The 13,387-nt window shown below is 70.4% G+C and carries 9 protein-coding genes; 6 read left to right on the plus strand and 3 right to left on the minus strand.

The window, feature by feature from the left end:
- A complete protein-coding gene (locus AB0M02_RS15370; protein ID WP_364226714.1) occupies window positions 1–399 on the plus strand; it encodes a hotdog domain-containing protein in 399 nt (132 codons plus the stop codon).
- 324 nt (window positions 400–723) lie between these two features.
- Here AB0M02_RS15370 and AB0M02_RS15375 read toward each other — a convergent pair whose 3' ends face one another.
- Entirely contained in the window at window positions 724–1,662 is a 939-nt protein-coding gene (locus AB0M02_RS15375; RefSeq protein WP_364226717.1) for a carbohydrate kinase, read from the minus strand.
- A 112-nt stretch (window positions 1,663–1,774) separates the two neighbouring features.
- On the opposite strand from AB0M02_RS15375, the gene AB0M02_RS15380 reads away from it, so the two are divergent.
- From AB0M02_RS15380 to AB0M02_RS15390, 3 genes are all read left to right on the plus strand, one after another.
- Window positions 1,775–2,368, plus strand: coding sequence for a superoxide dismutase (locus AB0M02_RS15380; protein WP_364226718.1), 594 nt, complete (start codon window positions 1,775–1,777; stop codon window positions 2,366–2,368).
- Window positions 2,369–2,453: 85 nt separating this feature from the next.
- Entirely contained in the window at window positions 2,454–3,926 is a 1,473-nt protein-coding gene (locus AB0M02_RS15385) for an aminopeptidase P family protein (protein ID WP_364226721.1), read from the plus strand.
- Between the two features lie 100 nt (window positions 3,927–4,026).
- Window positions 4,027–4,575, plus strand: a complete 549-nt coding sequence (locus tag AB0M02_RS15390) for a hypothetical protein (protein WP_364226724.1) — start codon at window positions 4,027–4,029, stop codon at window positions 4,573–4,575.
- A 66-nt stretch (window positions 4,576–4,641) separates the two neighbouring features.
- On the opposite strand, the gene pulA is transcribed toward AB0M02_RS15390, so the two are convergent.
- Window positions 4,642–7,908, minus strand: a complete 3,267-nt coding sequence (gene pulA / locus AB0M02_RS15395) for a pullulanase-type alpha-1,6-glucosidase (RefSeq protein WP_364226727.1) — start codon at window positions 7,906–7,908, stop codon at window positions 4,642–4,644.
- Between the two features lie 134 nt (window positions 7,909–8,042).
- On the opposite strand from pulA, the gene AB0M02_RS15400 reads away from it, so the two are divergent.
- Entirely contained in the window at window positions 8,043–9,878 is a 1,836-nt protein-coding gene (locus AB0M02_RS15400; RefSeq protein WP_364226730.1) for a glycosyltransferase, read from the plus strand.
- Here AB0M02_RS15400 and AB0M02_RS15405 read toward each other — a convergent pair.
- Entirely contained in the window at window positions 9,853–10,242 is a 390-nt protein-coding gene (locus tag AB0M02_RS15405) for a hypothetical protein (RefSeq protein ID WP_364226733.1), read from the minus strand. The two genes, AB0M02_RS15400 and AB0M02_RS15405, sit on opposite strands and share 26 nt — an antisense overlap.
- A 206-nt stretch (window positions 10,243–10,448) precedes the next feature.
- Between AB0M02_RS15405 and acnA the strand changes: the two genes are divergently transcribed.
- The gene (gene acnA, locus AB0M02_RS15410) at window positions 10,449–13,232 is read left to right on the plus strand and encodes an aconitate hydratase AcnA (RefSeq protein WP_364226735.1); all 2,784 of its coding nucleotides are present in this window, start codon (window positions 10,449–10,451) and stop codon (window positions 13,230–13,232) included.
- The last annotated feature ends 155 nt before the right edge of the window (window positions 13,233–13,387 follow it).

Below are 13,387 nucleotides of genomic sequence, written 5' to 3' on the forward strand. Positions count from 1 at the left end.
TTGACGATGGAGCTTCCGGAGTTCGCACCCGGTCTCAACGCCCGGGTCGAGTTGACGGTCACCGACGCCGACACCGCCCAGTCCCTCGGCTCCGGCGACGTGCCGGTGCTCGGCACGCCCCGAGTGCTCGCGCTGGCCGAGGCCGCCACCGTCGCCGCCACCGCCCGCCAGATCCCGGGCGGCGTCACGACCGTCAGCAGCCGCGCCGAGGTCGAGCACAGGGCACCCACCCCGCTCGGCCGCCGCGTCGTCGCCCAGGCCACCCTGACCAAGGTGGATGGCCGCAAGCTCCTCTTCGAGGTCGAGATCCACGACGGCGACCAGCTCGTCGCCGAGGTCCGCATCGAACGGATCATCCTCGACCGCCAGCGCTTCATAGCCCGAGCCCTCGGCGACTAACCCCCGCGTGTGGAGTTCGGGTGCGCAGGCGGGCACAACTCCACACACCAAGCCGTTGCCAATCAGCGTGTGGAGTTCGGGCGCGCGGGTGGGCGCAACTCCACACACCGAGCGGTTGCCAATCGGCGTGTGGAGTTCGGGCGCGCGGGTGGGCGCAACTCCACACACCGAGCGGTTGCCGATTGGTGTGTGGAGTTCGGGTGTGTGGGTGGGCGCAACTCCACACACTGAGCGGTTGCCGATCGGTGTGTGGAGTTCGGGTGTGTGGGTGGGCGCAACTCCACACACTGAGCGGTTGGCGATTGGGGTGTGGGAGCGGGTGGGTTAGACGAGGGCGCCCCAGCGGGTGGTCAGCTCCGGGGGAGTGGGCATGGCGGTGGCGCCGCCCTTGCGTTCGCAGACCAGGCCGGCCACCGCGAGGGCGAAGCGGACGTGGCGCTGCCAGTCGGACAGGCCGTCCGGGCGGCCCTCGGCCAGCAGGCGGCTGACCAGCGCGCCCATCACCGAGTCGCCGGCGCCGGTCGCGTCGATCGCGGCGACCGAGGGTGCGGGCAGCATCGCGGCGCCGTCGGCGGCGGCCACGTGTGCGCCCCGGGAACCGCAGGTCACCACGACGGCTCCGGCACCCAGAGCGCGGATCCGGTCAGCGGCGCGGGCCGGGTCGGGTTCGCCGTACAGCACCTCGGCGTCGGCGGCGCTCAATTTGACCAGGTCGGCGGTGGCGAAGAACTCCTCGACCAGGTCGCGGAGGGCGTCCACGTCGGCGGCGCCGGGCAGCAGAGTGGGACGTACGTTGGGGTCGAAGACCCGGATCGGCCCGGCGGTGGCCCAAGCGGCGCGGGCCGCGGCGCGGAACGGCTCGCGCAGCAGGCAGATCGAGCCGGTGTAGAGCACACTCGCCGACGCCACCGCCGCGGTGTCCAGGTCGTCGGGGCCGAGCAGGGCGTACGACGGCGGCTCACCGTAGAACGTGAAGGTCGGCTCGGCACCCTCGAACGTCGTGACCGCGAGAGTGGTGGGCACCCCGACGCGGCGCACGCCGGACCGGTCGACTCCGGCGTCGTCCAGGAAGGCCGCGATCCGCTCGCCGAGCACGTCGCCGCTGAGCGCGCCCGCATAACGGACCGAACCGCCCAGCCGGGCCACCCCGACGGCGACGTTGAGCGGTGCCCCGCCGATCGCCTGCCGGTAGATCTGCTCGCCGTCCAGGTCGGCCTCGAGCAGGTCGATCAGCGCCTCACCCATCACCATCGCGTAGCCCATGCCCCACTCTCCCATCCCCGACCGCGCCGGTGGAGGGGCCCATCCGATGGCACTGCTGTGCCAGAGTGCGCGTTCGCCCGCGCGGTATGTGGTGTTTTGCCAAAATCGCGGGATGAGATCTCGACTGTTGCTGCTCGCCGCGCCGCTGGCCCTGGGCATCGGTTCACCGGCCGTTGCCGCGCCGGCGCCCGACTGGATCCCGGCACACGTGACGCAGGGGACGTTCCGGGACTGGGCCGAGGCCACGCCGTCGGTCACGTACGACCCGAAGACGGTTCCGGTCGGCGCGAAGGTCCGGCTGGCGGTCGGTGAGACGCGCGAGGGGTCGCGGGTGCTGCTCAAGGTGACGGGGCTGGTGCCGGGACGGGCGTACGGCGCCCACCTCCACACGAGGGCCTGCACCGACGACCCGGCCGACGCGGGGCCGCACTACCAGCACCGGATCGACCCCGCCGCGGACGCGGAGCACGCGTCGGTCGACCCCCGGTACGCGAACCCGGACAACGAGGTCTGGCTCGACTTCACCGCCGACGCGCAGGGGATCGGGCGCGCCGACCGTACCCAAGAATGGCGTTTCAGCGACGCACGTCCCGCCTGGTCGATGGTCCTTCACGCCGAGCACACGCACACCGCACCCGGCGAGGCCGGCACGGCCGGTGCGCGCCTCGCCTGCATGACCCGCACCGCGGTCCGCGACCCCGGCTGAGGAGAGGCAGCGCACGCCACCGGCTCTGCTCTTCCCGGAGCGAAGGCTGTAACGTCGGGACGACCGGAGAACGGAGGCATCTCACATGGCCGAGCAGAGCGGCGGCGGGCAGTCCGCGCCCAGGACGGAGTCGCACGACCCCGACTTCCCGGAGGCGTTCCTGCAGTTCATGCGCAGCGGCTGGCGGGAGGACCCGCTCTCGGTCTCCCCATTGCCCGAGGTGCCGAACTACGCGAAGCGCCGGGCGGCACTCTCCGAGGCTTTCCCCGGCGAGACGCTGATCATCCCGAGCGGCAACGAGAAGGTACGCGCGAACGACACCGACTACCCGTTCCGCCCCGGATCCGACTTCTTCTACCTGACCGGCGACCGCGACCCGGACAGCGTCCTGGTCCTGCGGCCGAGCGGCTCGGGTCACGACGCCGTGCTCTTCACCCGGCAGCGCAACTCGAAGGACACCGACCGGTTCTTCCGCGACCGCAACGGCGAGCTGTGGGTGGGCCGCACGCACACGCTCGCCGAGAAGTCGGAGGAGCTCGGCGTCGACACCGCCGCCCTGGGCGAGCTGGGCCCGACGCTGGCCCACTCGGCACCCGGCCGCACCCGTGTGCTGCGCGGCCTCGACGCGAACGTGGACCGGGCCGTCCTCGCCTACGAGCCGGACCGGGAGAAGCCCCGCGACCGCGAGCTGGCCCGGGTGATCTCCGAGCTGAAGCTGGTCAAGGACGAGTGGGAGATCGCCCAGCTGCAGGCCGCGATCGACGCCACGGTGTTCGGCTTCGAGGACGTGGCCCGCGTGCTGCCGGCCGACCGCAGCGTCAAGGAGCGGCTCCTGGAGGGCGTCTTCGGGCTGCGCGCGCGGCACGACGGCAACGACGTCGGGTACAGCTCGATCGTCGGCTCCGGGCCGCACGCGACGATCCTGCACTGGGTGCGCAACACCGGCGTCACCACGCCCGGCGAGCTGCTGCTGATGGACATGGGTGTCGAGGGCCACAACCTCTACACCGCCGACGTGACGCGCACGGTCCCGGTCTCCGGCACCTTCAGCCCGCTGCAGCGCCAGGTCTACGACATCGTGTACGCGTCACAGCAGGCGGGCATGGACGCCATCAAACCGGGTGTCGCGTTCCGTGACGTGCATCTCACCTGCATGCGCGTGCTCGCCGAGGGCCTGCACGACCTGGGCCTGCTGCCGGTCAGCGTGGACGAGGCGATGGGCGAGAAGTCGACCGTCTACCGCCGCTGGACACTGCACGGCTTCGGCCACATGCTCGGCATCGACGTGCACGACTGCGCGAACGCCCGTAGCGAGTCCTACCGTGACGGCAAGCTGCAGGAGGGCTACGTCCTGACGGTCGAGCCGGGCCTGTACTTCCAGGCCGAGGACGACCTGGTGCCCGCCGAACTGCGCGGCGTCGGCGTCCGCATCGAGGACGACGTCCTGGTCACCGCGGACGGCTGCCGCAACCTGTCGGCGGGCCTCCCCCGCTCCTCCACCGAGGTCGAGAAGTGGCTGGCCTCCCAGCGCGAGGCCGGCCCCCGCCTGCCCGGCTGACAGCCGAGCGCCGGGGGTGCCGCCGACTGGGCTGACGGCTGGGCTGACGGCTGCGCGCCCGGCCACGGTGGGTTCGCGGGGCTGCGCTAGATTTCGCCGCGTGGCCCCGAACTGCGGTGGCCGAGAGGCGGAGGTCGTGGTGCGGTTCGAGCGTGCCCTGTGCGCGTTGGTCCTGGTCGGGTTGGTCGGTGGATGTTCGTCGTCCGGCGACGAGGCCAAACCGACGTTCTCCGAACCGGCGGCGTCCGCCCCGGCCGTGACGGGCGGCTCGGCGCCGGCCTGGACCGAGCCGGCGTCCTACAGCTACGAGCTCGTCCGGGGTTGTGACGCGTCCGCGCCGCTCGGTCACTACAAGGCGACCGTGCAGGGCGGCGTGGTGACCTCGGCCGAGCGGATCGGCGCACCGGCGGCCGCGCCGTCGGCCTCGGCGGAGGTGGACCTCGGCCCGATCACCGGCGACCCGGGCGAGGAGATCGAGGTGCCGACCCTCGCCGAGCTGGTCACCATGGCGCAGACCGCCACCGAGGACGGCGCCGAGGTGACGACCGAGTTCGACGCCACCGACGGCCACCCGGTCAAGGTGACCGTCAACGTCTCCGACACGGCCGCCGAAGCCGAGTGCTGGACCGTCTCCGCCTACCAGCCGTAATCCGAGACGCCCCGGCAACCGGGCGCGGGCCGGCGGGCGCGGGTCGGCGGGCGCGGGACGGAGAGTTCAGCTCACGAAGACGGCCACCGAGCGGGCCGGCACCGACAGCGTGACCGCGTCGGCGGTGGGGGTGGCGGTGGCCGTGCGCAACTCCGGGTCGGCGGATTTCAGCAGGGCGGGGTGTAGGTGCCACTCGGTGCCGCCATGGCCCGGCAGGCGCTGGTCGGTCGGTTCCTCGGTGGCGTTGAAGACGACGGCGAGGCGGCGCCACCGAGGGTCCAGGCCGGTGGCGTCCAGGCACATCACGATCACGCCGGGGGTCTCGCCGGGGCCGCCCAGGGGGAACGACACGCGGCGCTGCACCTCCTCGGCGGTGGGCAGGCCGAAGACCGGGGACGAGGAGCGGACACGGAGGAGCTCTCGGTAGCGTTCGGCGGTCAGTGTGATCGCGTCCGGTGGTGGTACCAGGGAGGGCTCGGCCAGCAGCGGCCGCGCTATGTCCCAATTGTCGCGGTTGTCGTCGAAGGGTGGCAGGCCGAGGCCGAAACCGTTGCCGTGGGCGGGGTCCCAGCGGATCTGGTTGAACCAGTCGCCGGAGTTGAACGAGTTGCGGTCCAGCGATTTCGACCGGAGTCGCTCGCTGCCGAGTGCGACGAAGCCTGCGCCCTGGCTCAGCACGACCAGGGACAACGCCAGGACCTGCATGCGGGCGCGGTCCAGCGGTGGGGTGGCGACCGGGAGTTTGAAGGCCATCGCGTCGTACAGAATCTCGTTGTCGTGGGCGTCGATGTAGTTGACCGCCTCGCCGGGTGCCTGTGCGTAGCCGCTCGGGGAGCCGTTGTAGTCCAGCTGGCCGCCGCTGTGCTCGGCGCCGGTGTGCGTGACGAACCGGTAGCCTGCGAGGCCGCCGGCCAGGCCCACCTTGATCTGGTCGTGGGTCCAGAGCGGGACCCGGGAGCCCAGCCCGGTGGCGAAACCCTGCGCGCGCGGGTCCGAGCCGCCGCCCCGGACGGCGTCGCGCAGCCGGTCGTTGAACGTCCCGATCCCGGTGCCCGCCATGTTGATCTGGGTGGCTTGGGCGAACCTGGCGTCGTACGCCACCTCGCCGAAATTCCACCCCTCGCCGTAGAGGCAGATGTCGCGCCCGGAGTCGCCGAGCCGGTCCAGGGCGATCCGCGCCTCCAGGATATTGGCCCTCGGGTGGTGGCCCATGAGGTCGAACCGGAAGCCGTCCACCCGGTACGCCGTCGCCCAGGTGACCAGCGAGTCGATGATCAGTTTGCTCATCATCATGTGCTCGGGCGCGGTGTTCGGGCAGCAGGTGGACTCGGCCGTGCTGCCGTCGGCGAGCAGCCGGTGATAGTAGCCGGGGACGACCCGGTCGAGGACGCTGAACCGGTCGAGGCCGTCGCGCATCGTGTGGTTGTAGACCACGTCCAGCACCACTCGCAGACCGGCCCGGTTGAGGGCGGCCACCATCGAGCGCACCTGTCGGATCCGGGCGCTGCCGTCCGGGTCGGTGGCGTAGCTGCCCTCCGGCGTGGTCCAGTGCCACGGGTCGTAACCCCAGTTGAAGCCGTCCTCGTCGGCGACGGCCATCACCGCGCGCTGCTGCTCGGGCGAGTCCGGCGGGAACGAGGCCAGATCGCAGGCGGGCGTCGCCTGGTCGGCCCGGCGGTCGGGCACCGAACCGAAGTCGTTCAGCGGCAGCAGGTGCAGGTGGGTGAGCCCGGCCTCGGCGAGCGAGCGCAGGTGGCGCATGCCGGCCGAACCGGGGTGGGTGAACGCCAGGTAGGAGCCGCGGTCGCGGGCCGGCACCGACGCGTCGAAGATCGAGAAGTCGCGGACCGACACCTCGGCGATCTGCATCCGGGCCGGTGCCGGCGCGGGCGGTTTGACCAGGCTGTCCCAGCCGTGCGGGGCGAGCGCCGGGTCGTCGAGGTCGACCAGCTGGCTGTGTGTGGAGCCGGAGGCCAGCGACACCGAATACGGGTCGGTGACGCTGGTGGTCACCACCCGCTGCGCGGCCGGGTGCCAGACCTCCACCCGATAGCGGTAGTAGCGACCCAGCCACTTGCGCTTGCCGGTGATCGACCAGACGCCGCTCACCGCGTCCCGGTCCATCGGCAGCACCCGCGGGTCCTCGCCGGGCTCGCGGAACAGCTCCAGCCGCACGTCGCGGGCGGTCGGCGCCCAGACCGACAGGCGCGGGAGCTCCTCGTCGGTGATCACCGGGCCGAGCTCGGCCTCGGCGGCGTCCGCGTAGAGGTCGTCGAGCACGCCGGCCGGCTGCACCGCGGTGAGCGCGACCAGCTGACCGTCGGCGTCCCGGCCGGCCACCAGCAGCTGACCGCGCAGCAGGTCACCGAGGACCTTGTCGCTCATCTCCCGGACGGCGAACGCCCGGTATGCTCGCAGGTGCGGGAACTTGCGGCTCTGCGCCTGGAACAGGCCGCCGGGGCGGGGCACCAGGGCCAGCTCCTCGTCCTCGCCGGTCAGCTCGGTGCCCTCCCGGCGCAGGTCGCTGGCGGCGGAGGCGAGCATCGTGAACGTCACCGCGCGGGCGGCGAACCACTCGGGCAGGGCGACCGTGCCGCGATCCAGATAGACCGCGTAGGCCCTGGCGGGATCCAGCTCCGGGCCGAGGGTGTCGATCGCGGGCCGGACCGGTGCGGCGTGACCGGCCAGCATCCAGAGCTCACGGGCGACGGTCAGGTCGAGGCGCTGGTCGTCGGGCAGGTCCTTCTCGTCGCCGCGGTGCACCACGAAACGCAGGCCGACGGCGTCCGGGCGGACCGGAACCTCGAAAACCGCGCCGTACTCGTCGAAGCGAGTGGGTGCTTTCGGCGTACCCCATCGGGTTTTGTCTCTGACATCGACCCCCTCCCAGCAGTGCAGGCCCCACCCGCTGTAGTCCCCGTCCGGCCGGCGGTAATGGATCACGGCGAAGCCGGGGTCGGCGGGCTGAGGCGGCGCCGGTGGCTCGGACCGCACCCGACGGTCGTTGGCACGCAGCCAGATCTCACCGCCCTTCTCCACGTCGGCCCAGCGATCGATCTCCACGTCCTTGGCGCCGAAGCGGTGCACGACCAGGAAACCGACCTCACGCGCCTCGGGAGCGAGCTTGATCCAGGCGAAGCGCCCGAACTCGTCCTCGCCTGCGAACGGAACCCCGTCCGGATAGACCGTCTCGGCGCCGGGCGCGACGTCACCCCAGGCGTGCAGTGCCCAGTCCGTGTAGTCGCCGTCGGGCCGGTGGTAGTGCACGATGAGCCATTGCGGACGGGGCCGGTGACGCGGCGGAGCTGCCGCAGTGATCTCGATCGTCGTCACCGGGTCATCCTCGCACCGGGCTACGACTATTTCAGCGCGTGCCGGGAACACGCGTCCCGAAATGCGAATGGTTTGTGCGCAAGGTCTAGCGTGACGGCTTGATGTCCGTGCGGTAGCCCTTCGGTGGTCTGACTGTGAAGATTCTTTTCTTGATCAACAACGCCTTCGGCGTCGGCGGCACCATCCAGACGACGTTCAACCTCGGTGGCGCGCTCGCCGAGCGTGGCCACGACGTGGAGGTGCTGAGCACGCTCCGCGGCCGGGACGCGCCGCAGCTGAAGGCCGACCGGCGGATCCGGCTGATGTCGCTGACCGAGACGAGGGCGGCGCACCCGGACTACGTGAAGGACGCGCCCGGCCGCGGCGTGGAACCACGGGTCTATCCGCGTGCCGACTACCGGGCGGGTGACTACGACCAGTTCGTCGAGGATCGATATCGGGCGTACCTGCGCGCCAGCGACGCCGACGTGGTGATCGCGACCCGGCCCGGCCTGATCGCGTACGCCGCTCAGTTCGCGCCGCGCCACATGGTCCGGATCGGTCAGGAGCACCTGACCCGGGGCCGGCACAAGAAGAAGCTGCTGCGCGCCATGCCGCAGCACATCCGGCGGCTGGACGCGTTCGTCACGGTGAGCTCCCGGGACGCCGAGGACTACCGGCAGCACCTCCGGCTGGGCCGCACGAAGCTGCTACACATCCCGAACGGCATTCCCGCTCCGCGGGTACCGGCCTCGCACGGCCGGTCCAAGATCGTGGTGGCGGCCGGACGGCTGGTCGGCAGCAAGCGGTACGACGTGATGGTCCGCGCGTTCGCCAAGGTGGTCGCCGAGCGGCCGGACTGGGAGCTGCGGCTCTACGGCGCCGGGCCGGAGCGTGACAAGCTGCGGGACCTGGTGCTGGAGCTCGGGCTGCACAACCACGTACGCCTCATGGGCGCGTATTCGCCGATCGAGACGGAGTGGGCCAAGGGCTCGATCGCGTGCGTCTCGGCGGATCAGGAGCCGTTCGGGATGACGCTCGTCGAGGCGATGCGCAACGGGGTTCCGGTGGTCAGCACGGACGCGCCGCACGGGCCGGGCGAGATCCTCGCCGACGGGGTCGACGGAGTGCTGACGCCGGTCGGTGACCCGGACGCGCTGGGCGCCGCCCTCCTTCGCGTGATCAACGACGACGCGGGGCGGCGGGAGATGGCGGCGCGGGCCCTGGAGAACTCGGCGCGGTACGACCCGGGGCCGATCGCGGAGCGGTACGAGGAGTTGTTCGACCAGCTCAAGGCGCGCAAGTGGGGGTGGCACTTCAAGCGGGCGCCGGTGGGGGCGCTGGGGCCGGCGGGGGCGCTGTCGCTGCCGACCGCCGACTGCGAGGTGGGTCGTGACGGGCGGCTGAAGTTGACGGCGTATGCCACGACCATGCGGTGGGAGCGGATCGGGTCACCGTCGGTGTCTGTTCCGGCAGGGGAGGCGCTGACCCCAGGATCCTGGGCACTCAAAAATGAGGATTTATCCGTTTCGTCGGGCTGCCGCGACACCCGAGCACTGCTCGAATGGGACGAATCGGGCAGGACGGAACTCCCCTATCAGCTCGGTGACGGCGGGCTGGCGGTCCGGGTCGTCGACGCGCCGTGCCGGGCTGAGCTGGACGAGATCGCGGTCGACGAGGACGGCGTGCGACTGGCCGTGCGACTGATCGGCGCCAAGGTGGAGGATCCCGTGCTCGTCGCAAGAGGAGCCGACTCTACCCGTACATTTGATATAAAAGACGGAAAAGTCGAGGTAAATGGACTCGAAGCGGGCGACTGGACGCTCTGGGTGAGACCGGCACCCGCCGAGGACGAGATCCGACTCGGCAGGACCGCCGACGACATCATCGACAAGCGGATCGCCTGGGTCCTCCCGTCCACCCCGGAGATCCGACCGCACTTCACCCCGGCGAACGAGCTGACGATCACTTCGTCGCGATCACCGTCGTGATCAGCGGCCCGTCCGCGTCGATCCGGATGAGATAGCGGTACCTCTCCCCCGGCACATGCTCCCCCGCACTGTCCAGGTACTCCCACTCGACCGAGACGAGTGCGAGCGCCGCGGACAGCCGGAACACGTCGAGCAGTTTGGCGTGCGCCGCGATGACGCGCTGCTCCCGGTACGCGGGTGCCGCACCCAGGAAGGAGAGCGCCACCGCCGCCGGCGAGCTGAACGTGAAGCTGTACGAGTCGGAGACCACCAACCCGGGCAGCGTGTGGCAACGTGCGATCCCCGCCACGTCGCCGGTGGTCAGGGCCGTGCCGTATCGACCGAAGAAGTCGGTGAGCTGGTCCAGTTCCGCCGGGGCCGTCATGCGGGACCGCATTCCCGTCCATTGACGACGGCAAACATCGACTTTCCCGGCGCCCGGGGCTTGAGAGGATCGGCGGGTGGACCCCGCCTTGCGATGTCTAGCAAGACGGACGTACGGTTTACCGGAAGACGTGAACCGAGAGTTAGGCATACCTAACCCGAAGGTCGCCCTTTCGGTGCGAAAGACTTGACTTCCAGTCGCTGGGTGTGAAGGAGAAGACGGTGGCCAGCCTCGACACCTTTGGTGCGAAGAGCGAGCTGCGCGTCGGAGACGCGAGCTACGAGATTTTCACGATCGACAAGGTGAAGGGGCACGATCGACTGCCCTACTCCTTGAAGATCCTCCTGGAGAACCTTCTCCGGACCGAGGACGGCGCGAACATCACCGCCGACCACATCAACGCGCTCGGCAGCTGGGACCAGAACGCCGACCCCAGCGTGGAGATCCAGTTCACCCCGGCACGGGTGCTCATGCAGGACTTCACCGGCGTCCCCTGCGTGGTCGACCTGGCCACCATGCGTGAGGCCGTCAAGGACCTGGGCGGCGACCCCACCAAGGTGAACCCCCTCGCGCCGGCCGAGCTGGTCATCGACCACTCGGTCATCGCCGACCTGTTCGGCCGCGAGGACGCCTTCCAGCGCAACGTCGAGCTGGAGTACCAGCGCAACCGCGAGCGCTACCAGTTCCTGCGCTGGGGACAGACCGCGTTCAACGAGTTCAAGGTCGTCCCGCCCGGCACCGGCATCGTGCACCAGGTGAACATCGAGTACCTGGCTCGGACGATCATGGAGCGCAACGGCCAGGCCTACCCGGACACCGTGGTCGGCACCGACTCGCACACCACGATGGTCAACGGCCTGGGCGTGCTGGGCTGGGGCGTGGGCGGCATCGAGGCCGAGGCCGCCATGCTGGGCCAGCCGGTCAGCATGCTGATCCCGCGGGTCGTCGGCTTCAAGCTGTTCGGCGAGGCGCCGGCCGGCACCACCGCCACCGACCTGGTGCTCACCATCACCGAGATGCTGCGCAAGCACGGTGTGGTCAGCAAGTTCGTCGAGTTCTACGGCCCCGGCGTGAGCGCCGTGCCGCTGGCGAACCGGGCCACCATCGGCAACATGTCGCCGGAGTACGGCTCGACCGTCGCGATCTTCCCGATCGACGAGCAGACGATCGAGTACCTCAAGCTGACCGGCCGCTCTGAAGAGCAGGTCGCCCTGGTCGAGGCCTACGCCAAGCGCCAGGGTCTGTGGCTCGACCCGACCGCCGAGCCGGACTACTCCGAGAAGCTCGAGCTGGACCTGTCGACGATCGTTCCGTCGCTGGCCGGCCCGAAGCGCCCGCAGGACCGCGTTCTGCTGAGCGAGGCGAAGGCCGCATTCCGCGACGCACTGCCGAACTACGCGGCACCGCACGGGCACGCGGACGAGGCAAGCGAAGAGTCCTTCCCGGCCTCCGACTCCCCGGCCAACGGCGTGGACGACGAAGCGGACAAACCGCACATTTTCTCAGCCGCTGCCAACAGCCAGGGCCGCACCAGCAAACCGACCCTCGTCAAGGGCGACGACGGCAACGAATACGAGCTCGACCACGGCGCCGTCGTCATCGCCGCCATCACCTCCTGCACCAACACCTCGAACCCGCAGGTCATGATCGGTGCGGCGCTGCTCGCCAAGAAGGCCGTCGAGCGTGGGCTGACCCGCAAGCCGTGGGTCAAGACCACCCTCGCCCCCGGCTCCAAGGTGGTCTCCGACTACTACGACCGGTCCGGCCTCACGCCGTACCTGGACAAGATCGGGTTCAACCTGGTCGGTTACGGCTGCACCACCTGCATCGGCAACTCCGGCCCGCTGCCCGAGGAGATCTCGGCCGCCATCAACGAGAACGACCTGACCGCGGTCAGCGTCCTGAGCGGCAACCGGAACTTCGAGGGCCGGATCAACCCGGACGTCAAGATGAACTACCTGGCGTCGCCGCCGCTGGTCGTCGCGTACGCTCTGGCCGGCTCGATGGACATCGACATCACCACCGAGCCGCTCGGCACCGGCTCGGACGGCAAGCCGGTCTTCCTCAACGAGATCTGGCCGTCCCCGCAGGAGGTCGACGAGGTCATCGCGCAGGCGATCGGCGCCGAGGGCTTCAGCACCGCCTACTCCGACGTCTTCGCCGGCGACGAGCAGTGGCAGTCGCTGCCCACCCCGACCGGTGACACGTTCGCCTGGGCCGACGACTCCACCTACGTCCGGAAGCCCCCGTACTTCGAGGGCATGGCCGCCTCACCGGCCCCCGTCCAGGACATCTCGGACGCTCGCGTGCTGGCCAAGCTGGGCGACTCGGTCACCACCGACCACATCTCCCCGGCCAGCTCGATCAAGGCCGACTCCCCCGCCGGCAAGTACCTCGCGGAGCACGGCGTCCCACGCGCCGAGTTCAACAGCTACGGCTCGCGCCGCGGCAACCACGAGGTCATGATCCGGGGCACGTTCGCCAACATCCGGCTCCGCAACCAGCTGGTGCCGGGCGTCGAGGGCGGCTTCACCGTCAACCACCTGACCGGCGACCAGACCACGATCTACGACGCCTCCGTCGCGTACCAGGAGGCCGGCGTCCCGCTGGTCATCCTCGCCGGCAAGGAGTACGGCTCCGGCTCCTCCCGCGACTGGGCTGCCAAGGGCACCATGCTCCTCGGTGTCCGCGCCGTCATCGCCGAGAGCTACGAGCGCATCCACCGCTCCAACCTGATCGGCATGGGCGTGCTCCCCCTCCAGTTCCCCCAGGGCGAGAACGCCGAGTCGCTGGGCCTCACCGGCACCGAGACCTTCTCGATCGCCGGCGTCACCGAGCTCAACGACGGCACCACCCCGCGCACCGTCAAGGTCACCACGGACACCGGCATCGAGTTCGACGCCGTCGTCCGCATCGACACTCCCGGCGAGGCGGACTACTACCGCAACGGCGGCATCCTCCAATACGTCCTGCGCAAGATGATCGCCTGATCTTCCTGCTGCGTTCTCCGACGCCCCGTCTTCCTCTCTCGGAAGGCGGGGCGTCGCCCTTTCCGCTCACGCCGGGTTTTCCGCTCACGCCGGGTTTTCCGGTCACGCCGGGTTTTCCGGTCACGCCGGGCGGCGCGTCGCCCTTTCAAGGTCAA

The organism is Actinoplanes sp. NPDC051861 (assembly GCF_040681145.1).
In the GTDB taxonomy this organism is placed as follows: Bacteria; Actinomycetota; Actinomycetes; order Mycobacteriales; family Micromonosporaceae; genus Actinoplanes.

Excerpts from the sequence above, each read along its gene's own strand:
- AB0M02_RS15380 (WP_364226718.1), top strand. The coding sequence starts at position 1,775 with ATGAGATCTCGACTGTTGCTGCTCGCCGCGCCGCTGGCCCTGGGCATC.
- AB0M02_RS15385 (WP_364226721.1), top strand. The coding sequence starts at position 2,454 with ATGGCCGAGCAGAGCGGCGGCGGGCAGTCCGCGCCCAGGACGGAGTCG.
- AB0M02_RS15405 (WP_364226733.1), bottom strand. The coding sequence starts at position 10,242 with ATGACGGCCCCGGCGGAACTGGACCAGCTCACCGACTTCTTCGGTCGA.
- AB0M02_RS15375 (WP_364226717.1), bottom strand. The coding sequence starts at position 1,662 with ATGGGCTACGCGATGGTGATGGGTGAGGCGCTGATCGACCTGCTCGAG.